At 68.0% G+C, this 23777-nt stretch carries 21 protein-coding genes; 6 read left to right on the top strand and 15 right to left on the bottom strand.

The window, feature by feature from the left end; genetic code table 11:
• Positions 1-57: 57 nt before the first annotated feature.
• Positions 58-1896: a dihydroxy-acid dehydratase gene (gene ilvD / locus ORK51_RS00650; RefSeq protein ID WP_266083441.1), complete on the top strand. Its 1839-nt coding sequence runs from the start codon at positions 58-60 to the stop codon at positions 1894-1896.
• Between the two features lie 121 nt (positions 1897-2017).
• Here ilvD and dinG read toward each other — a convergent pair whose 3' ends face one another.
• From dinG to aroE, 3 genes are all read right to left on the bottom strand, one after another.
• The gene (gene dinG / locus ORK51_RS00645; RefSeq protein ID WP_070426172.1) at positions 2018-4120 is read right to left on the bottom strand and encodes an ATP-dependent DNA helicase DinG; all 2103 of its coding nucleotides are present in this window, start codon (positions 4118-4120) and stop codon (positions 2018-2020) included.
• A 141-nt stretch (positions 4121-4261) separates the two neighbouring features.
• Complete coding sequence (locus ORK51_RS00640; protein ID WP_266083440.1) at positions 4262-4624, bottom strand: hypothetical protein; 363 nt, start codon at positions 4622-4624, stop codon at positions 4262-4264.
• A 10-nt stretch (positions 4625-4634) separates the two neighbouring features.
• A complete protein-coding gene (gene aroE / locus ORK51_RS00635; RefSeq protein ID WP_019185437.1) occupies positions 4635-5480 on the bottom strand; it encodes a shikimate dehydrogenase in 846 nt (281 codons plus the stop codon).
• A 53-nt stretch (positions 5481-5533) separates the two neighbouring features.
• On the opposite strand from aroE, the gene ORK51_RS00630 reads away from it, so the two are divergent.
• Positions 5534-6409, top strand: a complete 876-nt coding sequence (locus ORK51_RS00630) for a TolB-like translocation protein (RefSeq protein WP_266083439.1) — start codon at positions 5534-5536, stop codon at positions 6407-6409.
• Positions 6410-6475: 66 nt separating this feature from the next.
• Here ORK51_RS00630 and ORK51_RS00625 read toward each other — a convergent pair whose 3' ends face one another.
• The 4 genes from ORK51_RS00625 to ORK51_RS00610 form a co-directional block, all read right to left on the bottom strand.
• On the bottom strand, positions 6476-6748 hold the full coding sequence (locus tag ORK51_RS00625; protein ID WP_019185439.1) for an SHOCT domain-containing protein: 273 nt from the start codon (positions 6746-6748) through the stop codon (positions 6476-6478).
• Between the two features lie 31 nt (positions 6749-6779).
• Positions 6780-7769, bottom strand: coding sequence for a porphobilinogen synthase (hemB, locus tag ORK51_RS00620; RefSeq protein WP_266083438.1), 990 nt, complete (start codon positions 7767-7769; stop codon positions 6780-6782).
• A 27-nt stretch (positions 7770-7796) separates the two neighbouring features.
• A complete protein-coding gene (locus tag ORK51_RS00615) occupies positions 7797-8714 on the bottom strand; it encodes a bestrophin family protein (protein WP_266083437.1) in 918 nt (305 codons plus the stop codon).
• Between the two features lie 123 nt (positions 8715-8837).
• The gene (locus tag ORK51_RS00610; RefSeq protein ID WP_019185442.1) at positions 8838-9086 is read right to left on the bottom strand and encodes a hypothetical protein; all 249 of its coding nucleotides are present in this window, start codon (positions 9084-9086) and stop codon (positions 8838-8840) included.
• Positions 9087-9267: 181 nt separating this feature from the next.
• Here ORK51_RS00610 and ORK51_RS00605 point away from each other — a divergent pair, with 181 nt between their 5' ends.
• Positions 9268-9726 carry a hypothetical protein gene (locus ORK51_RS00605; RefSeq protein WP_019185443.1) on the top strand — a complete coding sequence of 153 codons (459 nt, stop codon included), beginning with the start codon at positions 9268-9270 and terminating at the stop codon, positions 9724-9726.
• Positions 9727-9830: 104 nt separating this feature from the next.
• Here ORK51_RS00605 and ORK51_RS00600 read toward each other — a convergent pair whose 3' ends face one another.
• From ORK51_RS00600 to ORK51_RS00585, 4 genes are all read right to left on the bottom strand, one after another.
• Positions 9831-11642: a DUF885 domain-containing protein gene (locus tag ORK51_RS00600; RefSeq protein WP_266083436.1), complete on the bottom strand. Its 1812-nt coding sequence runs from the start codon at positions 11640-11642 to the stop codon at positions 9831-9833.
• A 79-nt stretch (positions 11643-11721) separates the two neighbouring features.
• Complete coding sequence (locus tag ORK51_RS00595; protein ID WP_046273032.1) at positions 11722-12231, bottom strand: cytochrome c oxidase assembly factor Coa1 family protein; 510 nt, start codon at positions 12229-12231, stop codon at positions 11722-11724.
• 39 nt (positions 12232-12270) lie between these two features.
• Positions 12271-14499 (bottom strand): S9 family peptidase, encoded by a 2229-nt coding sequence (locus tag ORK51_RS00590; protein WP_266083435.1) that lies wholly within the window; start codon positions 14497-14499, stop codon positions 12271-12273.
• A gap of 170 nt (positions 14500-14669) precedes the next feature.
• Complete coding sequence (locus ORK51_RS00585; protein WP_070426177.1) at positions 14670-15359, bottom strand: glutathione binding-like protein; 690 nt, start codon at positions 15357-15359, stop codon at positions 14670-14672.
• A gap of 106 nt (positions 15360-15465) precedes the next feature.
• On the opposite strand from ORK51_RS00585, the gene ORK51_RS00580 reads away from it, so the two are divergent.
• The 3 genes from ORK51_RS00580 to ORK51_RS00570 all read left to right on the top strand — a co-directional run bounded on the left by ORK51_RS00580 (position 15466) and on the right by ORK51_RS00570 (position 18753).
• Positions 15466-16101, top strand: coding sequence for a TIGR00645 family protein (locus tag ORK51_RS00580; protein WP_019185448.1), 636 nt, complete (start codon positions 15466-15468; stop codon positions 16099-16101).
• A gap of 187 nt (positions 16102-16288) precedes the next feature.
• Positions 16289-17290 carry an energy transducer TonB gene (locus tag ORK51_RS00575; protein WP_019185449.1) on the top strand — a complete coding sequence of 334 codons (1002 nt, stop codon included), beginning with the start codon at positions 16289-16291 and terminating at the stop codon, positions 17288-17290.
• Positions 17291-17520: 230 nt separating this feature from the next.
• Entirely contained in the window at positions 17521-18753 is a 1233-nt protein-coding gene (locus tag ORK51_RS00570) for an MFS transporter (protein ID WP_266083434.1), read from the top strand.
• A 182-nt stretch (positions 18754-18935) separates the two neighbouring features.
• On the opposite strand, the gene ORK51_RS00565 is transcribed toward ORK51_RS00570, so the two are convergent.
• The 4 genes from ORK51_RS00565 to ORK51_RS00550 all read right to left on the bottom strand — a co-directional run bounded on the left by ORK51_RS00565 (position 18936) and on the right by ORK51_RS00550 (position 23701).
• On the bottom strand, positions 18936-20120 hold the full coding sequence (locus ORK51_RS00565) for an ABC transporter permease (protein ID WP_046273992.1): 1185 nt from the start codon (positions 20118-20120) through the stop codon (positions 18936-18938).
• Positions 20117-20863, bottom strand: a complete 747-nt coding sequence (locus ORK51_RS00560) for an ABC transporter ATP-binding protein (protein WP_266083433.1) — start codon at positions 20861-20863, stop codon at positions 20117-20119. The genes ORK51_RS00565 and ORK51_RS00560 overlap by 4 nt, the downstream gene beginning before the upstream one ends.
• A gap of 34 nt (positions 20864-20897) precedes the next feature.
• The gene (locus tag ORK51_RS00555; RefSeq protein ID WP_266083432.1) at positions 20898-22415 is read right to left on the bottom strand and encodes an alpha/beta hydrolase; all 1518 of its coding nucleotides are present in this window, start codon (positions 22413-22415) and stop codon (positions 20898-20900) included.
• Positions 22416-22531: 116 nt separating this feature from the next.
• Positions 22532-23701 (bottom strand): GGDEF domain-containing protein, encoded by a 1170-nt coding sequence (locus ORK51_RS00550; protein ID WP_266083431.1) that lies wholly within the window; start codon positions 23699-23701, stop codon positions 22532-22534.
• Positions 23702-23777: the final 76 nt, after the last annotated feature.

The following is a 23777-nucleotide window of genomic DNA, read 5'->3' as shown; positions in this document are numbered from 1 at the left end:
TTCGGCAGAATCGAGGCGAAACGCGCCCCCACGGCCCGCCAGATCCTGCCAGCCACCATGCCTGAATACCGCTCCCGCACCTCCACCGCCGGCCGCAACATGGCTGGCGCACGCGCCCTGTGGCGCGCCACCGGGATGACCGATGGCGACTTCCACAAGCCGATCATCGCCGTCGCCAACTCGTTCACCCAGTTCGTGCCCGGCCACGTGCACCTCAAGGACCTGGGCCAGCTCGTGGCGCGCGAGATCGAGCAGGTCGGCGGCGTGGCGAAGGAATTCAACACCATCGCGGTGGATGACGGCATCGCCATGGGCCACGACGGCATGCTGTATTCGCTGCCCAGCCGCGAGATCATCGCCGACTCGGTGGAGTACATGGCCAACGCACACTGCGCCGATGCGCTGGTGTGCATCTCCAACTGCGACAAGATCACCCCCGGCATGCTGATGGCTGCGCTGCGCCTGAACATCCCGGTGGTGTTCGTTTCCGGCGGGCCGATGGAAGCGGGCAAGACGCGCCTGTCCGAGCACAAGCTGGACCTGGTCGATGCCATGGTGATCGCCGCCGATGAAAGCGCCAGCGATGAGAAGGTCGCCGAATACGAGCGCAGCGCCTGCCCCACCTGCGGCTCGTGCTCGGGCATGTTCACCGCCAACTCGATGAACTGCCTGACCGAGGCACTGGGCCTGTCGCTGCCGGGCAACGGCTCCACCCTGGCCACGCACGCCGACCGCGAGCAGCTGTTCCGCCGTGCCGGCCGCCTGATCGTGGAGCTGTGCCACCGCTGGTATGGCGGCGAAGAGATCGGTGCGCTGCCCCGCGGCATCGCCACCCGCCAGGCGTTCGAGAACGCGATGACGCTGGATATCGCGATGGGCGGCTCGACCAACACCATCCTGCACCTGCTGGCGGCGGCGCAGGAGGCGGAAGTGGACTTCGACCTGCATGCCATCGACGCGCTCTCGCGCCGTGTGCCGCAGCTGTGCAAGGTCGCCCCGAACACGCCGAAGTACCACATGGAGGACGTGCATCGCGCCGGCGGCGTGTTCGGCATCCTCGGTGAGCTTGCGCGTGGCGGCCTGCTGCACACCGACGTGCCGACCGTGCACAGCCGCACCCTGGCCGAGGCGATCGCACGTTGGGATGTCGCGGTGAGCACCGATGAGAAAGTGCACGATTTCTTCCGCGCCGGGCCGGCAGGCATCCCGACCCAGATCGCGTTCAGCCAGGCCACGCGCTGGCCGACGCTGGACGTGGACCGCGCCGAAGGCTGCATCCGCGATGTCGCCCATGCGTACTCCGCAGAAGGTGGGCTGGCCGTGCTGCGTGGCAACCTGGCCGTGGATGGCTGCGTGGTGAAGACCGCTGGCGTGGATGAATCCATCCATGTGTTCGAAGGCAACGCGCGGGTGTTCGAGAGCCAGGACGCCGCCGTGCAGGGCATCCTCGCCGATGACGTCGTCGCCGGTGACGTGGTCGTGATCCGCTACGAAGGCCCGCGCGGCGGCCCGGGCATGCAGGAGATGCTGTACCCGACCAGCTATCTGAAATCCAAGGGGCTGGGCAAGCAATGCGCCCTGCTCACCGACGGTCGTTTCTCCGGCGGCACCTCCGGGCTGTCGATCGGCCATGCCTCACCGGAAGCCGCCTCGGGCGGCACCATCGGCCTGGTGCGCAACGGCGACCGCATCCGCATCGACATCCCGGCGCGGCGCATCGATCTGCTGCTGGATGACGCCACGCTGGCGGCACGCCGTGCCGAACAGGATGCACTGGGCTGGAAACCGCGCGAGGCGCGCCCGCGCAAGGTCACCGGCGCGTTGAAAGCCTATGCGTTGCTGGCGACGAGTGCCGACAAGGGCGCGGTACGGGATCTGGCGAAGCTGGAGGAGTAGGTTCACGCCATACGTGGATGCGCGCAGTTTGAAGCGGCGGCGCGTTCTGACCGGAGAGCAGCCACGCATGGCGTGGCTCTACCCTTGTGAACGCCACGACCCCGTGGCTGTCTGATGCCCCCTACCCGATCACCCGCTTGAACGGCGGCAGTGAATCGATGATGCGTTTGCCGTAGCGGCGGGTCAGCAGCCGCGAGTCGAGGATGATCACGCGACCGGTATCGGTGGAGGTGCGGATCAACCGGCCGGAGAACTGGGTCAGCGTGCGCAGGGCGTGCGGGATCGCGATCAGGTTGAAGGCGTTCAGGCCGCGGCTTTCGAACCACTCGCTCAGCGTGGAGGTCTGCGGGTCGGTCGGGACCGCGAACGGCACCTGGGTGATCACCACGGTGGTGCAGGCTTCGCCGGGCAGATCCAGGCCTTCGCCGAAGGAATTCAGCCCGAACAACACCGAACCCTCACCGGCCGAGGTACGCCGCAGGTGCTCGTCGATCATCTTCTGCTTGGCGGTCTCGCCCTGCACCAGCACCTGTTTGCGCTGCGCGGCCGGCATCAGCTCGGCCACCTTTTCCATCTTCCAGCGCGAGGTGAACAGCACGATGCTGCCCTTGCCCCAGTCCAGCTCCTTGACCAGGTACTTGGCGATTTCCTTCGGGTGGCCTTCCTTGTCATCCGGGGTGACCGGAAACGCCGGCACGATCAGCTGGGCCTGGTTGGGCAGATCGAACGGCGAGGCCAGCGAGACCATCTCGGCCTCGGCCGGAATGCCGTTGTCGATCGCCAAGGCCTGGAAGTCGCCGCCGCCGGTGAGCGTGGCCGAGGTCATCACCACCGAATCCACTTCATCCCAGAGCAGCTTGCGCAGCACGTTGGCGGCCGACACCGGCGAGCCGTGCAGGACCAGGTCGCCATCGCGCGAGAGGGTGATCCAGCGCGCGGTCGGCGGCTGGCCGTCCTTGTCTTCGCGGCGCCAGCCGGTCCACAGGTTGTGCTGCTGCTCGATCATCTCCAGCGCCATGCCGAGGTTGCGCTGCAGGCGTTCGCGCGCGGCATCCTCGGGCTTGCCCTTGGCGACCTGCGTCAACGCGGCATGCGCCCAGTTGAACAGTGCGCGGGTGTCGTCGGCGATGGCCTCGATGTCCGGCATCCAGATCTCCGGCAGGCGGCCATTCGGGGCGCGCCACATCGGCTCCTGTGCGGACGGGTCCGGCCGCCAGCTGCGGTCGATCACATCGCGGAAGGCCTTGAGCTGCTTGCTGACCTTGGCGGCGACCTCGATCGCCTCGTTGGGCAGCAGGTTGCCCAGCTTGTCCTTGTCCACCGCGCGGTAGGCGGCGGCGATCAGGATCTGCAGGCGGCCGGTGCGCTTGGCCATCTCGTCCAGCGCGAGGCTGGCCGCACCCTGGTCGATGGCGACATTGCCGATATGGTGGCCTTCGTCGAGCACCAGCAGCATGTCCGACGGTGGGGCGATCAGCGGCTGGCCGTTGTCGCTCTCACCGATCGACAGCGCCGACAGCAGCAGCGCGTGATTGGTCACCACGATCTGCGCCTCGCGCACGGTATTGCGCGAGCGCAGCACCGCGCACTGCGCCGAGTACGCGCACTTGCGCCCGGCACAACCGGAGGCTGGCGTGGTGATGCGCGAGCGCAGGGTGTTGCTGATCGTTTCCGGCGCGTTGTCCAGGTCGCCGTTCCAGCGGCCTTCGAGGAAGGCCTTGCTCAGCGACTGCGCCAGGTCCATCTCGATCGGCGCCAACGGGCGATCGAACAGCGGCTGCTCGTCTTCGAACATGCCTTCCTGCGCGCCATCGCCATGCGCTTCGGCGGCATTGCGGGTGCACAGGTAGCGGGTGCGGCCCTTGGCCAGCGCCACCGTCGCTTCGATACCGGTGGCCTTGAGGAAATTGGGGATGTCGCGCTCGACCAGCTGCGACTGCAGCGCCACGGTGCCGGTGCTGATCACCAGCTTCTTTTTGGTCGCCAGCGCGATCGGCACGCCGGCGGTCAGGTAGCCCAGCGACTTGCCGACGCCGGTCGGGGCTTCAACCACGCCCACGCCGCCGCTGTGCGAGAGCGCACGCGACACCACGCCGATCATCTGGCTCTGCGAGCGCCGGGTACTGAAGCCGGGCGTATTGGCCTGCAGCTTGGCGTAGGCGTCGCGGATGCCGGCCTTGAGTTCGTCGTTCAGGGCGCGGGGGGCTTCAACTTTTTCGGTCACGCCGGAGGACTGCCTGACTGGATCACGGTCCCCATTTTCTCACGACCCGGCGGTCGTGACCGGCGCCATTTTCCGCGCCGGTTCATCTCCGTGACGCGACCCACGCCAACACTGTGGACCGCGACAGCCTGCTGCATCCGCTCAGCGCGGCGGCAGCGGCGCAGCGGGCGGAACGGCGCGGCTGCGCAGCGCGCGGGTCATCGCCCAGACCAGCAGGACCAGCGCGAGCGCCTCGAACAGGTTGAGCGCGAAGTGGCCAGCGCCCAACAGCTTGGACATCAGCTGCAGGTTTTCGTAGTTGCCCTGCTGCACCATCCACATCGGCACCAGGTTGAGCACCAGGCCGGCCAGCGTGGTCAGCGCCAGCAGGACCAGCGCGCCCAGGGCAACGCTGCGGATCGCCCCGCGCGGGGTGTCCACCACCCAGACCACCGCGACCGCCAGCGCGATCAGCACCGGCAGGCGCACGCCCACCATGGTCAGCATCGAGACCAGCAGGTCCATGTCCACCGGCTCAGTCCTCGCCGGCCAGCGGCGCCAGCCGGTTCCGCAGCTCGGTGTAGACCGCATCGGTCTGCGGGCGCACCGCGTGCCACTGCAGGAAGCTCTCGGCGGCCTGTTCGACCAGCATGCCCAGGCCATCGACGATGTTGCGGCAGCCGGCCGAGCGCGCCCACGCGGTGAAGGCGATCGCGGCCTCGCCGTAGTTGAGGTCCACGGCGGTGGTCATGCTGTTGACGAGCGAGAGCGGCAGCTTGAATTCCGCGGTGCGGTCGCGGCCGGCCGAGGTGGCGTTGACGATCAACTCGAAATCGCCCAGCTCGCGGATGTCTTCCCAGTAGCGGGTGATCGCGCGGCCCGGCTCGCCCATCGCATCGATCAGCGCGTCGGCGCGCTCCGGAGTGCGGTTGACCACCACCAGCTCCAGGATGCCGGCATCCAGCAGCGCCGGGGCCACGCTGCGGGCCGAGCCGCCGGCGCCGATCAGCAGGGTGCGGCGGCCACGCAGGTCCAGGCCGTGGCGGTCGGTAAGGTCACGGACCAGGCCGATGCCATCGGTGGTGTCGCCATGCCAGCGGTCGCCCTTGCGCAGCAGCGTGTTGACCGCACCGGCGCGGCGCGCGCGCGAGGTCAGCGTGGTGCACAGTGCGAAGGCGGCTTCCTTGTGCGGCGCGGTGATGTTGGCGCCCACGCCGCCCTCGGCGGCGAAGGCCTCCAGCGCTGCCAGGAACTCGGCCGGCGACGCTTCGATCGCACGGTAGTCCAGCGCCAGGCCTTCCTGCCGGCCGAACGTGGCGTGGATGTGCGGCGACTGCGAATGCGCGATGGGCTGGCCGAATACGGCGTAACGGTCGGTCATGGGTTGTCCTGCTCCGGGCCTAGAATGGAACGCAAACCCCAACGGACGCGATGATGCGCATTCCATTGTCTCTGCTCGCGCTGAGCGCCAGTTTACTCTGCACGCCCGCCGCGATGGCGCTTTCCGAATTCGGCATCGAGGGCATGGGCGTGGTCTCGACCAAGGCCAACGAAGCCCAGGCCACGATCGCGCCGGACGGCCAGCGCATCGTGTGGGCCAGCGACCGCGCCGGTGGCCAGGGCGGCTGGGACCTCTGGCAGGCGGTGCTGCGCGACGGCCGCTGGCAGGACCCTGCCCCGCTCGCGCTCAACAGCGCCCGCGACGAGCGCGACCCCTACTTCAGCCACGATGGGCGCTGGCTGTACTTCGCCTCCAACCGCAGCGGCGGCCAGGGTGGATTCGACCTGTACCGCGCCCCGGTGGCCGCCGATGGCAGCGTCGGGCCCGCGCAGACCCTGCCGGGGGCGCTCAACACGCGCGCGGACGAACGGGCCCCCGCGCTGCGCCCGGACGGCCGCATGCTGCTGTTCTCGCGCAACGGCAAACACACCCAGGGCGGCTTCGATCTGTACCTGGCGCCCGTGCAGGGCGAGGGATTCGGCACCGCGCAGGCCCTGCCCGCCCCGCTCAACACGGCCGCCGACGAACTCGGGGCGGCCTGGCTGGATAACGAGGGTGCACTGGCGTTCACCCGGGCGAGCGACGGGCGCTCGCAGGTGTTGCTGGCGAGCTGCGATCACCGCCAGGCGGCGGTGCCATTGACGTTGTCGTTCAACACCGCCGACGGCCAGACCGGCGCGCCGGTGGTGGACGCGTCCAAGCCCACGGAGATGGTGCTGGCTGGCATGGCACGCGCACCGCGTGCCGGCGGGCTGGATCTGTACCGGATCAAGGCGCCGGCAGCGCCGCGGGATATGGGCTGCGGTTGACGCTGCGGGGCCGCAAGGCAGCCACGCGTGGCGTGGCTCTACCCGTGGAGGCGGCGCCGCCCAGCGTCAATGGCCCTGCAGCAGCTCCGCGCGCAACTGCTCGTACTGCGCTTCGCTGATCTCGCCGTGGTCCTTGCGCTGGTTCAAGGCCGCCAGCTGCGCCTGCAATGCCGGCGACAGCTGCGCCTCACGGGCGATGCGGGCAGCGGCGGAGGGCTGCTCTGGCGCCTGCCGCGCGGCGCGGCGCACGCCACGGATCACCAGCCCGATGACCGCTGCGAAGGCCAGCACGCCGGCCGTCCAGGTCACCCACTGTAGCCATCCCATCGTCTGCATCATCGTCGTCCTGTATCGGGGTGGGCGCGTATTGTCAGCGCTCGCGCAGCCAACGCGCCACCTGCGGGGCGAAATAGGTCAGCACGCCATCGGCGCCGGCACGCTTGAAGCCGATCAGCAATTCCATCACACAGGCTCGTTCATCCAGCCAGCCATTGGCGAAGGCCGCCTTCATCATCGCGTACTCGCCACTGACCTGATACGCGAAGGTCGGCACGCCGAACTGCTGCTTCACCCGGCGCACCAGGTCCAGGTAGGGCATGCCCGGCTTGACCATGACCATGTCCGCACCTTCTTCCAGGTCCAGCGCGATCTCGCGCATGGCTTCATCGCCGTTGGCCGGGTCCATCTGGTAGGTCTTCTTGTCCGCCTTGCCGAGGCCGGCCGAGCTGCCCACCGCATCGCGGAACGGACCGTAGAACGCCGAGGCGTACTTGGCCGAGTAGGCCATGATGCGCACGTTGACGTGGCCCGCGGCATCCAGCGCACGGCGGATCGCGCCGATGCGGCCGTCCATCATGTCCGACGGCGAAATGATGTCCACGCCCGCTTCGGCATGCGAGAGCGACTGCTTGACCAGCGCCTCGACCGTGATGTCGTTGAGCACGTAGCCGGCCTCATCGATGATGCCGTCCTGGCCGTGCGTGGTGTACGGATCCAGCGCGACATCGGTCATCACGCCCAGCTCGGGGAAGCGCGACTTGAGTGCACGCACGGCGCGCTGCGCCAGCCCGTTCCCGTCCCATGCCGCCGCCGCGTCCAGACTCTTGCCGGCCGGATCGATCACCGGGAACAGGTCGATCACCGGGATGCCCAGTTCCAGCGCCTCTTCGGCCACTTTGAGCAGCTCGTCGATCGAGAGCCGTTCCACGCCCGGCATCGAGGCGATCGGCGCGCGGCCGGCCAGCTCGTGCACGAACACCGGATAGATCAGGTCGTCGGTGGTCAGGGTGTTTTCGCGCATGAGGCGGCGCGAGAACTCGTCGTGACGCATGCGGCGGGGGCGATAGTCGGGGTGTGCCATGAGGTGCTCCGGAACGGAAGGCAGGAATTACTGCAGCAGGTACTGCCGCGGTTGCAGGGGCTCGGGCAGCGGCTGGACGCCCAGGCTGTCGAGCAGATCGATTTCGATGGTGCGCACCATCGCATCCAGCGGCAGGTCGTTGGATTCCAGCCCGAACGGCTCTTCCATCTCCTCGCCAAGCTGGTCCAGGCCGAAGAACGCATACGCCAACACGGCCGAGACCACCGGCGTGGCCCAGCCCAGCGAACTGGCCAGGCCGAACGGCAGCAGCACGCAGAACAGCCACGCGCAGCGGTGCAGCAGCAGCGTGTAGGCGAACGGCAGCGGCGTGGTCAGGATGCGCTCGCAACCGGCCTGGATGCTGGAGAGCGCATGCAGGCGTGTTTCGAACTGGGTGTACAGGTAGGGATCGAGCTGACCGGCGCGCAGCGCCTGGGCCAGATCGGAGGCGATCATCGCCAGCAGTTGATCCGGTGCATTGCGGCGCTGGCCGAAACGCACGCAGTCGGCCTCGGCCACCCACGGCAGCGCCGCCAACGCCACGTCGCGGCCGCGCAGGCGGGCGGCCAGGGCATGCGCGAAGCCGATGCACAGCCGGCACACGCGGTCACGCAGCGCCGCATCGTCGACCAGCACGGCCTGGCACAGCCGCGCCAGGCTGCGCGATTCATAGATCAGCTGGCCCCACAGCTTGCGGCCTTCCCACCAACGCTCGAAACAGGCGTTGTTGCGGAAGCTGAGGAAGATCGACAGCACCAGGCCCAGCAGCGTGAACGGCGCTACCGAGACGCGCTCGATGCCCGGCGGGTGCCACAGCTCGGCCAGGGCGGCGACGGCAATGGACAGCAGCAGGATCGCCACGACTTTCGGGGCCACCGCCGGAACGATGGAGCCGCGCAGGATGTAGAGCAGTTGCCAACCGTGGGGACGAGGACGAATGATCATCGGTGCAGGGAGAGCGCCCGGACGGGCGTGGACCGCCGGCGGAGCCGGATGCGGCAGCCGGCCATTCTACGCCGATGGTGCCGGGCGGCCGTGAGCTGCGACGGTCGGTCGCACCCGCACGGCTCAGATGATACCGCCGCCCAGCCCGAGCCGGACGATGCCGACCACTACCACGATGCCGTTGAGCACCAGCCCGGTCCAGGCCCGGCCGCGCTTGCTGGCGTGGGTGAACAGGATGCCGATGGCGGCGATGACCGCGCCCACGGCGGCGAACGGGATCAGGAACCAGTTGCCCCAGCCCAGCAGTGGGATCAGGGCCACAATCATCCAGAGCAGCGCCACGATGCCCCACAACAGACTGATCAATCCCATGCCCGGCTCCTTGAGGTGAATGCGTGGCCCACCATAGCGGTTCCGGGCGCAGGCGCAAGCGGCAGCGAGACGCCGTTGGCGGGGGCCTCACCGCGGCGGTGCTAGGGTGCACTGGCAGGGGTTGGCACCGATTCAGTCGCCAGCGCCGATCATCCCAGCCATCACACACAGGGGTAACGCCATGAACATCCGATGCGCCGCATTGCTGGGCCTGGCGCTGCTCAGCGCTGGCTGTGCCAGCACCTCCAAGGTCATGCTCGGCCAGGCACGTGCGCCGGTCGATCCGGCCACGGTCCAGATCTACTCCACGCCGCCGGCCGGCTCACAGGAAATCGCCCAGCTCGAGTCGGCCAGTGCGGTCGGCTTCGGCACGCAGGGCCAGACCGATGCGGCCGTGATGCGGCTCAAGCGTGAAGCGGCCGCCCTCGGTGCCAATGGCGTGATCCTGATGGGCGTCGGCTCCAGCGGTTCGCCGGTGGGCATGTCCGTCGGTGCGGGCAGCTATGGCTCGCACGTGGGCGGTGGCGTCGGCATCGGCATTCCGACCACGCAGAAGCGCGCGGCCGGCGTGGCCATCTGGGTTCCCAACCCGCCGCCGGCGCCGCGCCTGCCCACGCAGACGATCACGCCGCAGCGCTAACCGGCGCCGCGGTAGGCCACGACCGTGGGTCGTGGCGGCTGGGCCGGCGCACCGACCAACGGTCGGTGCCTAGCGGAAAACGCCCCGCGCCTACCGGAACCGTGTCAGCGCTTGGCCGCGCCTTTGTACTTCGGCACGAACACCTCGTTCACTGCCTTGGCCAGCTGGTCCGGCGGCAGCAGGCCCTGGTCCAGCAGGAAGTTGTTGAGCGCCAGCCGGTCGAAGCGATCGCCCAGCGCCAGCTCGGTCTGCATGCGCAGCTCAAGGATGCGGGTGTAACCGTAGAAGTAGCTGCCGGCCTGGCCGGGCATGCGCACCATGTAGCGGTCCAGTTCCTGGGTGGCCATCGCCTTGGACAGGCCGACTTCGTCGATCAGCACGCGCTCGGCGTTGGCACGGTCGATCTGGCCCAGGTTGAGCATCGGGTCCAGCATCGCGCGCGCGGCACGCAGCAGGCGGAACTGCAGCGCGATCAGCTGCCCGTCCAGCGGCTCGTACGGCACCATCTCCGCTTCGGCATACAACGCCCAGCCTTCCACGTTGACCGAGTTGAAGGCGAACATGGTGCGCGCCAGCGAGATGCCGCGCTCGACCATCGCGGTGAACTGCAGCTCGTGGCCCGGGCGGCCTTCATGCGCGCTCAGCGTCCAGGCGGCTGAGCCGAAGTTGAAATCGTCGTACTGCGCGGCCTTGTCGCCGGCCGCCGGGTTGCCCAGCGGCAGCACGAAGGTGCCCTGCTGGCCGGTGTTGCCGACCAGCGGCGCCGGCAGGAAGTGCGGGGCCGGCGAGGCGGCGCTTTCGGCGGCCGAGCCCAGGCGCATCTGCATCGGGCGCTGCGGCACGTCGACGATCTTCTCGCGGCGGATGATCGGGTCGATCGCATCGATCACGCCACGGTAGTGGTGCTCCAGCTGGTCATCGGCAATCTTGTCGCCCTTGAGCGCACGCACCACCGCGACCGGATCGGTGGGGTCGGTGACTTTCAGGCCCTTGGCCTGCACCACCAGCGGTGCCAGCTGGCGCATCGCCGAGCGGGTCTCCATGAATTCCAGCTGGGCCCGCTGCATCAGCAGCGCCGGGGCGATGTCGATGCCCACGCGCTTGAGCTGGTAGGCATACAGCGGCTCGGGCAGGCGCGCGTCGGTGCGGGCCTTGGGCAGCACGTCACGGCGGGTCCAGTCGCGGTACTCGCGCAGCTGGCTGGCGATGGTCTGCAGCGCCTGCTCGGCACCGGCCACCTTGTACTTGCCGAACAGCTGCTCGATGCCGCTGATGTAGGTATCCACATTGGCCAGCGACTGCTCGACTTCGATCTTCGTCGGCTGCAGCAGGCTCTTGTCGGCCAGGCGCTCTTCATAGCGCTGGCGCGACAGCGTGGTGACCGGCTGCGTACCCGGGGCAAGCCCGGCGTAGCCCTTCAGGCGATCCAGCGCCTTGGCGCGGCGTTCGGCGGGCACCTGGTCGGACAGCAGCAGGTTGAGGCCGCTGAACACGGTCTGCGGGGTATCGCTCCACGGCAGCAGGTACTTCTCGTTGAGTTCGCTGCCTTCGATGTTCTGGTCGGCGGCGGCGATCATGATCGCCAGGTCCTGGCGGACGTTGGGATCGCGCTCGGTGGCGAGCTTGGCCTGCAGCTCACTGCGCGCCTTGGCCATCGCCGCGCGGTAGCGGGCGCCGTTGTCCGGGCCGAAGTCGGCCACCTTGTCGTCGTAGCCCGGCACGCCGAAGAAGCCGGTTTCTTCCGGCTGGAACGGGCCCTGCGCATCCAGCAGGATCTGCGCGAGCTGATTGCTGCGGGTCACCCAGGCCGGCGAAGCGGCGGGCTTGGCGGCTGCCGGCGCGGCCAAGGCCGGGGGAGCCGACAGCGCGGCGGGAACGGACAGCGCAAGCGCGACAGCGAGGACAAGCGGCTTCATGCAGGAACTCCAGGGCAGGATGCCTGCGACCCTACGCACTTGGCGGGTCCGGGGCAATTGGCCGGAGGTCATGCGCCACTCAGATCTGCAAGGCCTCCGGTGCCGGCGGGCAGTCCCCCTTCGCCCGGCACTCTTCGAGCGCGCAACTGTCCGCGGCTTCGAGGTCGTCCAGGGCGGCCAGATCGATCGCCTCCTTGCCGTCGGTCACCACGTACAGCATCGGGTAGTCCCAGTGCTCGCCGGCGCGCTTGGCATTGAGGAAGATGCGGCCGTTGCCCTGCGGGCCGGACACCGCGATCACGAACTGGCTCTGCCCGTTGGAATGCATCGAGCCGGCGGGCAGGTAGCCATCGCGCAGCGGCTCACCCAGGGCCGCCACCAGTTCGATGTTGCAGCGCGCGCGGCGCATGGCCTCCTGGTAGGGCGTGCTGGACTTGCTCCAGTACGCCCACTGGGACAGCGCAAACCCTACCGCGCCCGCTGCCGCCGCCATACCGACCACCACCGCCAGCGGCATCGCCCAGCGCCAGTGGCGACGCCACCAGCCGGTGGGTACGGTCGAACCAGGAAGCGCGGGCGGCAATGTCATCGGCAAACTCCTTGTCAGGCCGGTGGCGGAAACGCGGCATCAGGGCGCCAGGCAGCGCCCCAGGAAATCTTCGGCCAGGCGGTAGCGGTGCAGCGCATTGCTGCCCGACAGGCCGTGCTTGGCGCCGGGGTAGGTCATCAGTTCGAACGGCTGGCCGCGCTTCTGCAGGGCGCTCATCAACACCGTGGAATTGGTGAACAGCACGTTGTCATCGGCCATGCCGTGGATCAGCAGCAGGCGCGAGCGCAGGCCGTCGATGTGCGCCAGCACGCGCGCTTCTTCGTAGCCCTTCGGGTTGTTGCCCGGCAGGTTCATGTAGCGCTCGGTGTAGTGGGTGTCATACAGGCCCCAGTCGGTCACCGGTGCACCGGCCACGCCGCAGGCGTAGCTGTCGGACGCCTTGGCCAGCAGCATCAGGGTCATGTAACCGCCGTTGGACCAGCCCTGCACGCCGATGCGCGCCGGGTCGACCCAGGCCTGCTGCTTCAGCCAGGCCACGCCGCGCAGCTGGTCGGCCACTTCCACCGTGCCCTGCACGCCATACAGCGCGCCACCGAAATCGCGGCCGCGACGCGGGGTGCCGCGGTTGTCCAGCGAGAACACCACGTAGCCCTGCTGGGCCAGGTACTGGTTGAACAGATGATCGCCACGACCGGGCCAGCTGTTGGTGACCGTCTGCGAGGCCGGGCCGCCGTAGACGTACACCACCACCGGGTAGCGCTTGGCCGGATCGAAACCGGCCGGCTTGATCAGGCTGTAGTGCAGTTCGGTCCTGCCATCGGCGGCGGTCAGGGTCCCGAACTCGACCGGGCGCTGCGCATCGAGATAGCGCGCGTACGGATGCGCCGGGTCGTCAAGATTGTTCTCGACCAGGGTCGCGATCTTCTCGCCGTTGGCACGGTGCAGTGCGATCTGCGGCGGCGTGGTGGTGTTGGACCAGCTGTCCACGTAGACACTGGCGTTGCGCGCGAAGCTGGCGGTGTGCATGCCCGGTGCCTGGGACAGGCGCTGCGGCGTGCCACCCTGCAGCGACACGGCGTACAGCTGGCTTTCGCGCGGGCTGTCCATGCCGGCGCGGAAGTAGACCTTGCCGGCGTCTTCGTCCACGGCGAGCAGTTCGTCCACCGGCCAGGTGCCGGCGGTCAGCGCGGTGACGGTCTTGCCGTCGTCGGAGATGCGGTACAGGTGCTCGAAGCCACTGCGCTCGGACGACCACACAAAACCGCCCTGCTTGAGGAAGCGCAGGCTGTTGTGCAGCGGCACCCAGGTCGGCGAGGTCTCGGTCACCAGCGTGCGCTGCTGGCCGCTGGCCAGCTCGGTCTGGACCAGTTCGAGCGTCTTCTGGTCGCGCGACTGGCGCTGGAAGGTCAGATGTTTCGGGCCGCGCCAATCGACGCGGGCCAGATAGATGTCGGGGTTGCGGCCCAGGTCGATCCAGCGCGGCGCGGCGTTCCGGCGCGGCGCGATCACCGCCAGTTTGACGGTGACGTTGTGGTCGCCGGCGGCCGGGTAGCGCTGCTCGATCATCTCGGTGCGGTCGGCATACATCTCGTAGCGTTTCTGCACCGGCACCGGGGATTCATCGATGCGGGCGAAGGCGATCGCCGAGTCGTCCGGCGCCCACCAGTAGCCGGTGTGGCGGTCCATTTCCTCATCGGCCACGAACTCGGCCACGCCGTTGCCGATGGTGTCGCTGCCATCGCCGGTGAGCTGGATCTGCTGGCCGCTGGCCAGGTCGATGACCCACAGGTTGCGAGCGCGCACGAAGCTGACGAAGCCGCCCTCCGGCGAGAGCTTGGCATCGGTGGCGAAGCCTTCGCCGTGGGTGAGCTGGCGCACCGCGGCCTTGCCCTGCTTGCTCAGGTCGTACAGGTACAGCTCGCCGCCGAGCGGGAACAGCAGGGTGCGTGCATCCGGCGACCACTGGTAATCGACAATGCCGGTCATCGCGGCGATGCGCTGGCGCTCGCGGCGGGCCTTCTCGGCATCGCTCAGGGTCTCTTCGCCCGGCAGCACCACCTTGGAATCGACCAGCAGATGGGTCTGCCCACTGGCGATGTCATACGCCCACAGGTCCAGCTGGTTGCGGTCCGCATCCTTGCCGCGCAGGAAGCTGACCTGCGAGCCATCCGGGGCCACCTTGGGCTTCATCAGGGTCGGGCCGGACAACGGCAGCGGGCCGGTGATGGCATCCAGGGTCAGTTTTTCAGCGTGGGCGATCGAGGTCGAGGCGAGCATCAGGGCGAGCGAAGCAAACAGGTGGCGCATGAAGGATTCCGGCAGCGTCTGGGCAGTCCCCGGCCGCTGGCGCGGCACGGGGAACGCCTCATCCTAACCAAAACCGTCTTGATCGTGCCGAGGCTGGCGGACGTCCGGCCGCGCGCGCCGCTGCGTGGAGCCGGCCAGCGGCCGGCACTACCGGGCAGGTGAGCATCCGTTCAGCGCTGGCCGAACAGGTGTCTGCGCTCTTCTTCGCTGAGTGGCTTGCCGGCCTGCGGGTTCACCTTCTCGCGCAGGGCGTAGGCCCGCTGGGTGGCCGGGCGCGCAGCGATCGCGTCATGCCAGCGCTTGAGGTTCGGGAAGGCGCTGAAATCGACCGGTAGCTTGTCGTAGGCCCCGATCCAGGGGTAGCTGGCCATGTCGGCGATGCTGTACGCCTCACCGCCGAGATAGGCGGTCTGCGCCAGGCGCTTGTCCATCACGCCGTGCAGGCGGCGCACTTCGTTGTCGTAGCGCTCGATCGCATAGGGAATCTTTTCGGGCGCGTAGACGTTGAAATGGCCCATCTGGCCGCTCATCGGGCCAAGCCCGGCCATCTGCCAGAACAGCCATTCCAGCACCGCCACCCGGCCGCGGCTGTCGGCGGGCAGGAAGCGGCCGGTCTTCTCGGCCAGGTAAAGCAGGATCGCGCCGGACTCGAACACGCTCTGCGGGGCGCCGCCGTCGGTGGGCTGGTGGTCGACCAGCGCTGGCATCTTGTTGTTGGGCGAGATCGCCAGGAAGTCGGGCGTGAACTGGTCCCCGGCGCCGATGTTCACCGGCTGGATCCGGTATGGCAGGCCGGTCTCCTCCAGCATCAGCGTGACTTTGTGCCCATTCGGGGTGGGCCAGTAGTACAGGTCGATCATGGCGACGGCTCGCGGATTGGGAATACCGAGTCTAGTCCGTCATTCGGCTTGGCAGGGTCAAGCCGGACCGTTACGCTGCGCCGTCCCCGCAACGCAGCATCCCAGCATGAGCTCGACCCAGACTCCCATCAGTCCCCTGTCCTCCCTGATCTTCGCCTCGCGCTGGCTGCAGCTGCCGCTGTACCTGGGCCTGATCCTGGCCCAATGCGTTTATGTGTTCCTGTTCGGCAAGGAGTTGTGGCACCTGCTGCACAAGGCCAACACCATGGGCGAGCAGGAGATCATGCTGCTGGTGCTGGGCCTGATCGACGTGGTGATGATCTCCAACCTGCTGGTGATGGTGATCGTGGGCGGCTATGAGACCTTCGTGTCGCGCCTGCGCCTGGAGAACCATCCGGACCAGCCGGAATGGCTGAGCCACGTCAACGCGAGCGTGCTGAAGGTGAAGCTGGCGCTGTCGATCATCGGTATCTCCTCGATCCACCTGCTGAAGACGTTCATTGCGGCGGGCAATCTGGATGGGCTGCCGTCGTGCAACAGCCCGGAGTACATCCTGGCGGTGCAGACGGCGATCAGCAGCATCGGCCCGGGCGCTGCAGCGGCCTTCAAGTGCTCGGCCATGACCTCGACCGGGGTGATGTGGCAGACCATCATCCACTGCGCCTTCATCCTCTCGGCGATCGGCATCGCCTACACCGACAAGCTGATGAACGGCACGCCGAGCAAGGCGCTGTCGCACTGACACTTGCCCGGCAGCGGCGGCATCGGTGAGGATGCCCCCTGCCCTGACCGCCTGGCCCCCGGTCCGGGCGGGGTGATGCTAGATTGCACACCTGCGGGTCCGCCATGGACGTCGGGAAACGTCCATGGCCTTCGGTCGGTCTGACCGCATCAGGCCCTACGTATCGTCGTCTTCAAAGGGGAGTTGGATGTCGCACGTCAAGACTCATGGCCCGGCGCGCCTGTTCGCGCCGATGATCCTGCTGGTCGCCCTGTCCGCCTGCTCGGGCAAGGACGACACCGCACCGGCCGCGCCTGCGGCACCCGCCACCCCCACTGCTGCGCCGGCCGCACCGGCGGTCTCGGCCAAGGTCCAGTCGCTGGGTACCGAGGAACTGCGTGAGCTGGCCAGCAAGGCCCTGCGCGAGAACCGCATGTACGCCCCGGCCGGCGACAACGCCATCGAGTACTACCTGGCGCTGCGCGACAAGACCCCGGATGACGCCTCGGTCAAAAGCGCGCTGACCGATCTGCTGCCCTATACCCTGATCGCCGCCGAGCAGAACCTGGGCCGCGAGGATTTCGCCGAAACCCAGCGCCTGGTTGCGCTGATCGAAAAGGTCGACCCGGCCGCCCCCGCACTGCCGCGCCTGAAACAAGGCATCAGCGGCAGCATGCAGACCGCGCTCAAGCGCACCCAGGAAGAGACCGACAAGGTCAAGAAAGACGCCGAGACCCGCGCCAAGCAGCTGGTTGAACAGCAGCGCCTGGCGCAGCAGCAGAGCACCGAAGCCGAGGCCGCGCGGCAGATCGCCGCGCAGCAGGAAGCCGCGCGCCGCGACACCGACCGCCAGGATGCCGAGCGTCAGGCCACCGCCCGCCGCGAGGCCGAACAGCGCCAGCAGCAGGCCGCCGCCCAGCAGGCCGCGGCCACCCGCCAGGCCGCCGCGGCGCCCAGCCTGCGCCCGGTCAGCACCCCGGCCCCGCGTTACCCGGCCGACGCGCTGCGTTCGGGCACCTCCGGCGAAGTGCTGGTCGAGCTCACCGTCGGCACCGACGGTTCGGTGACCGCCGCCCGCGTGCTGCGCGCCACCCCGGCGCGCGTGTTCGACCGCGAAGCGCTCAACGCCGTCAAGCGTTGGAAGTTCGAGCCGGTCGGCGCCCCGGTCACCACGCGCCGCACGCTTGCCTTCGCGCCGGAAGGCGGTTGATCGCAGCGTAAGGTGGGAGGACGAAAGGCCCGGAGTGATCCGGGCCTTTTTGCTTTACACCGCGCGCAGTATTGCCTTTCGCTCATGGCTCACGACATGTTTTTCAGAGAGGCTGTCAGCAATGCCTCTTAACGGCGTGAACAATCTGTAGCAGCATGTCCTCGCATGGACATCGCTGTTCTTGAAAAAGCCGGGGCCATACACGCCGCGGCAGCCCACAGGCCACCCACGTGAGTCACTTGGCCCGGCGCCTTGAGCTGCTGAAGATCCCTTCGGTGCGGCGCGTGGTGCTGAGCTGCCTGCTTGCCAACATCGGCGCAGGCATGATCCTGCTTGCCATGTCCTGGACGGTCGTGGGTCAACAGGCCTCGGTGTCCGCACTGGCATGGCTGATGACCTGCTACTGGATTCCCTCGCTCATCTTCGCACCGGCCATTGGTGCATGGGTGGATCGATACGATCGGCGGTACGTGGTCATGATCACCAAGGCCGTGCGGATCGTGGTGCTGCTGGTGGCCGCAGCCATTTATGCACGCTACCCCGGTGTACCCGCGCTGCTTGTCCTCGGTTTCTGCATGGGGACCTGCGCCGCGCTGTATACACCGGCGCTGCTGGCGATGGTGCGCGACCTCGTGCCTGCCAAGCATCTGTTGGACGCCAATGCAGCGGTGGATGTGGCCTTCGAAATCGGCTTCATCATCGGCATGCCGGTCAGCGGAGCGCTGCTGATGCTGGCGCCGCTTCCCGTGGTGCTGGTGGTGACTGCGGGCATCTTCGGATTGGCGTTGATGTGCCTGATCGGCGTCAGGCTGGGCGATGACGCCGGGATCAGCCCGACCCGTGACGTGACGCGGCACGCCGCATTTGTGCAGGGGCTGCGCTATCTCCTCAGCCATCGTCGCCTGCTGCTCATGTACAGCGTGCAGGCGCTGATGTACGTCACGTTGATGACGACGAGTATTCTGCTGGCCCCCTTCGCCAAGGTGGTCCTGAATCTCAGCGCCGGCGAGTTTGGTGCCATCGAAGCGGCACTGTCCCTGGGCGTTGTGGTGGGCGCGTCGATTCTTCCGGCCTCGGCGCAACGTTGGGGCTACGGTCCGGCACTGGTCATGGCCACGTTGGCGATGACCATCTGTTTTGCGCTGTTCGCGATGGCGGAGTCCTTCGTCAGTGCCCTGCTCCTGTACTTCCTCATCGGGGGTGGACTGGCCACCTGGCCGGTGGTGACGACGGCTGCCCAGGAGCTGACCGACCCCGCCATGCAGGGGCGTGTTCAAGCAGCCGGAAATGCCGCCTCCAGCGTGTTGATCCTGGCGACCTATCTTCTGCTGGGTGCGGCAGCGCCGTACATTTCCATCCGCTGGAGCTACGTCTCGGTCATGGCGTTCTCCGCCACGGCCTGCCTGATGGCCTGTTGGATCTATTTTGTCTCGCCGGATCGAGCGGAACGTCCTGACCCCTGAGCGGAGCCCCGCGCTCCTCTTCGTGCAGGGAAGCGGTTCATCGCAGCATGACGTTGGATGAACCGCTATTGGACCGCCCCTCAGGGAGCATTGCGTTCATCTCCCGGAGTGCCCTTCCCTACCGCGCCTCGCGCTCGTCGGTCGCGAGGCAGAACGCCTTTCGGCGTCCTGCCCGCCTGCCGTCAGCCCGAAATCGCCAACCGTTCCTGATGGTAGCGACGCACCGCGGCATACCAGAACAGCGCCGCCAGACCGAAGCCCGCGCCCAGGTACACCGCCCACATCTGCGCGCTGATCGTTTCGTGGCGGATGATCTTGAGCAGCATCTGGTTCTGCGCCAGGAACGGCACCGCGAACTGCCACAGCTCACTCTTGATCGGGTACACCATCAGCGCGTAACCCGGCAGCATCGGCAGCAGCATCAGCCAGGTCATGTGGCTCTGGGCTTCCTTCATGCTCTTGGCCGCCGCCGACAGGAAGGTCAGCAGCGAGGTGCCGATGAACAGCATCGGCAGCATGATCAGCAGCATCTGCAGCATCGGCAGGAAGCCCATGTTGAGCTGCCGGCCTACCCCGCCGGAGGACAGCTGCGCGCTGATCTTGAAGGCCGCCAGGGTCAGCAGCAGCGATGCGACACCCACGGCGCAGGCCGCGGCGATCTTGCCGCTGACGATCGCGCTGCGCGGTGCGGGGGTGGCGAGCAGCGGCTCCAGCGATTGCCGCTCACGTTCGCCGGCCGTGGTATCCATCACCAGGTAGGCACCGCCCAGGAACGAGGTGATGGTGAGCAGGATCGGCAACAGCACCGAGAGCATCATCCCGCGCTTGGCTTCGGCGGTCGCCAGGTCCTGTGCGGCGACGTCCAGCGGGCGCGCTACCTGTGCATCGATCCCGCGCGCCAGCAGGCGCAGGGCACCGACCTGCTGGCTGTAGCCGCCCAAGGCCGCTTCCAGACGGCTGCTGGGAATATCGGCAGCGCGGCGGGTGCTGTCCTTGATGATCTCCACCAGCGCCGGGCGGCCGTCGGCCCAGTCCTTGCCGAATTCCGGGCTGATGCGCAGCGCCACATCAATGCGCTGGCTTCGGATCGCTTCGGTGAGGTCCTTCGGTGCCTCGGTCGCATTGAGACCCTGCGATGCCAGGAAACGCACCAGATTGGGGGCATGCTCGCCGCCGATCATCGGTATTTCCAGCGGCTGCTCGATCTGCGTCTTGACCCGGCTTTCGGCCAGTTTGCTCATGCCCAGGATCAGCACCGGATACAGGAGTGGCCCCAGCAGCAGGGTCAGCGCGAGGGTGCGGCGGTCGCGGGAGAGATCGCGCAGTTCCTTGCGCATCACGGTCAACAGCGTGGCGAACGAACTCATGCGTGCAATCCTTCTTCGGTACCGATCGCCTTGACGAAGGCATCTTCCAGGTTGCTTTCCCCGGTCTGTGCGCGCAGCTCATCGGCGCTGCCGGCGGCCATCACCGTGCCCTGCGCGATGATCACCACGTGGTCACACAGTGCGGCCACCTCCTGCATGATGTGGCTGGAGAAGATCACGCAGCGCCCCTCGTCGCGCAGCCCGCGCAGGAAGCCGCGCAGTGCGCGCGTGGTCATCACGTCCAGCCCGTTGGTGGGCTCATCCAGGATCACGTTGCGCGGGTCGTGCACCAGGGCGCGGGCGATCGCGGTCTTGGTGCGCTGGCCCTGCGAGAACCCTTCGGTCTGGCGGTCGAGGATGTCCTCCATCTCCAGCGCCGTGGACAACACCTTGGTGCGCTCGCGGATGCGCGCGGCACTCAGGCCGTGCAGCTGGCCGAAGTAGGCGATGTTCTCGCGCGCGGTCAGGCGCTTGTAGACCCCACGGGCATCGGGCAGCACCGCCAACTGGCGGCGCACGGCGATCGGGTCCACTGCCGCGTCGATGCCATCCACCAGCACGCGGCCCTGGTCGGGCTTCATCAGCGTGTACAGCATGCGCATGGTGGTGGTCTTGCCGGCACCGTTCGGGCCGAGCAGGCCGGTGATACGGCCGTCATCGGCCTGGAAGCCGACGTTCTGGACGGCATGGATCAGGCCGGTCTTGGTCTTGAATGCTTTATGCAGATTCTCGGCGACGATCATGCGCGCACCTCCCCGGTGCGGTACGAGGAACGGTTCATGGGGCCCATCCGTTGAACGAGGTGAACGCCGGCACCGGGCTGAGCGTGTCCAGGCAGGTGGCATCGAGCGATTTGGCGTCGGTGGTGTCGATGAACTGACCGAGGAGGCGTGGCATGCAGCCCGCGTTGATCGTGCCGTGGCCCTGACCCTTGGCCAGCAGGTGGCGCCCGTTCGGCAGCTGCTTGACGACCTGCTCGGCATAACGCGGCGGGGTCACTGGATCGAACTGGCCCGACAGCAGCAGCACCGGCAACGATGAAGCGAACGGCGCGTTGAAATCCTTCGGCCGCGAACCGGCGTTCCACGCCGGGCACGCCGCGAAGAACATGCGCGCCACTTCCGGGCCCAGCACGCGGTCGCCCTGCGCGCCCTCCTGATAGCGGTCGGCATCTTCAGCACACAGCACCGACCACTGCATGCCACGGTTCATCTGCACGCCCAACGTACGGCTGGCCATCTTGCTCAGCGACATCAGCGGCGCATAGCGGCCCTGCGCGGCTTCATCGAGCATTACCGGCAGCAGCGAGGACAGCTCGGGCATATACGAGAACATGAAGGCCAGTCCGGTCACCGAATCGGCGGTCAATACATCGCGTTCGGCCTGGCCGGTGCCCGGATTGCGGTACTCGACCTCGACCGGTGCCTTGGCCAGCGTGGCCATGACGTTGCGCAGCTGGGTGCGGGTATCGACCGGGAAGCGCTGGGCGCAGATCGGATCCTGGCGGCACTGTGCCGACTGCAGGGTGATCGCATCTTCGAAGGTATTGGCGAAATCGCCGCCGACCACCAGGTCGTTCGGCACCACGCCATCGATCACGACGGTGCGGGTGTGCTGCGGATAATGCGCGGCGTACTGCTGTGCCACACGCGTACCGTAGGAGCCGCCGATCACGTTGACCTTGTCCACGCCCAGCGCCTTGCGCACCGTATCCAGGTCGCCGATGGCCTCGGTGGTGGTGTAGAACCGGGTGTCGGCGCGGCCGGTCAACGACTGCGCGCAGCGACGGGCATAGTCTTCGATCAGGCCCGCGCTCGGCGCGGCGTTCTCGTCCAGCGGCAGCTCCTTGCCCTGCGCATCCAGGCAGGTGAGCGGATTGGATTTGCCGGTGCCGCGTTGATCGATCAGGAAGATGTCGCGCTGCTTGCGCACATCGCGCAGCGCTATGTTCACCGGTGCGGCGACCTCGGTCGCGGCCTGGCCGGGGCCACCGGCGAGGAAGAACACCGGGTCGGCCTTGCCGGCGCCGTCATTGCCGGCCTCCAGCCAGGCGATGTTCAAGCCGATTCTGCGACCGTCGGGTTCGGCCGGATTTTCCGGCACCTGCAGCGTGGCGCACTGTGCCTCCACGTTCGCGCTGGCCTGCGCGCTGGTCAGGGTGCAGGGCTGGAACGCGAGCGTGCCGTACAGGCGTTGAGCGGCGGCCGCGCCGGACGCATCGTCCGGTACCGGCGCACAGCCGGCACACAGGGCGGCGACCAGCGCACCGGCCAGCCTCAGGTGGTGTGTAGACATCTTCCGTACTTCCCCTTGTTGAAGATCATGCCACCACGACGCGTGGGCGTGGCCGATGTGACCCAACTTACACGGCTGGCCCCGTGCCGGGGAAGGCGGCGGCGTCGCCGTACACCTCACTGCACCGTCAAGGCCACCGCGCTCATGGTGCGGTCGCGGCCGTCGGCCTTGGCCCGGTACAGGGCGGCATCGGCTTCACCGAGCAGGCGCGCCATGTCGCCTGTGCCCTGATCGATCGCCAGGCCGATGCTCGCCGTCACCGGCACCGGCACGCCGTCGAGCCGCGCGGGCGACTCACGCAGCGCCTGGCGCAGGCGATCGGCGCACTGCCGCGCCTGGGCCTGATCGGCCCCCGGCAGCAGCAGGACGAACTCTTCCCCGCCATAGCGGCCCAGCAGATGCTCGCGATCGGCGACGCAGGTGCTCAGTACGTCGGCGACATGCCGCAGCACCGCATCGCCGGCCAGGTGTCCCCAACGGTCGTTGATCTGCTTGAAGTGATCCACGTCCAGCAGCAGCAACGCCAGGGGTCGGCCGGGGCGGCGGTTGAGCTCCAGCAGGCTGGCGCCGTCGGCCAGCACCGCCCCGCGGTTGAGCAGGCCGGTCAGTACGTCGGTGCGTGCCAGTCGCTGCAGGTCCACCAGCATCCGTTCCACCAGCAGCAGCACCAGCGCGAAGCACCGCGCCAGCTCCAGGATCAGCCCGACCAGGTAGGTGGCAAAGACCGGCGCACCCGCGCGCAGGAGGTCGTCACCCGCATCCGGGGCCACCGGCAGGAACAGGCGGACCAGGTACAGCAGGGTCTGCGCGGCGAACACCACCGCCGCCAGCCGGCAGCTGGTGCGCTGCGCCGGCGGTGCGTGGCGCAGCAGCAGCCAGGTCATCCATCCGTTGAGCAGGACCGCGAACACGCTGAACACGTGCAGCCGGATGACCAGGCTGGGATGGACCACCAGGAAGAATGCGATCGCGCCAAGATAGGTGGCCGCCAATGCCACCGGCTGCCACGCCGGCAACCGACGGCCAAGATGACGCGCCACGCCGTACAGCATCAGCACACCGGACAGCGCGACCGCGACATTACCGGAGAGGATTCCGGCTACATGGGGCAGGTACGGCCGCAGCGCGACCAGGGTCAGGCTGACCGAGAGCATCCACAGGCTGGCCGTCCACAACCGCAGCGCCGGCTGCCGGCGCAGCACCAGCAGCAGCAATGAAAAACCCATGGCGATGCCCAGGCACAGCAGGAAGCCGAGCACGGCAATGGTGGGGAAATCCAGGGGCATCGAGTCAGCCAGGCGAAAGCGGCGCGCGGCGCATCTTACCGCCCGCCACGGTGCAGCGCTGCCCGGTCCGGGACCG

The sequence above is a fragment of the Stenotrophomonas sp. RIT-551 genome (assembly GCF_026241915.1).
In the GTDB taxonomy this organism is placed as follows: domain Bacteria; phylum Pseudomonadota; class Gammaproteobacteria; order Xanthomonadales; family Xanthomonadaceae; genus Stenotrophomonas; species Stenotrophomonas bentonitica_A.
The sequence above is the reverse complement of the archived record's forward strand: the minus strand, read 5'-3'. Positions and strand labels throughout refer to the sequence as shown.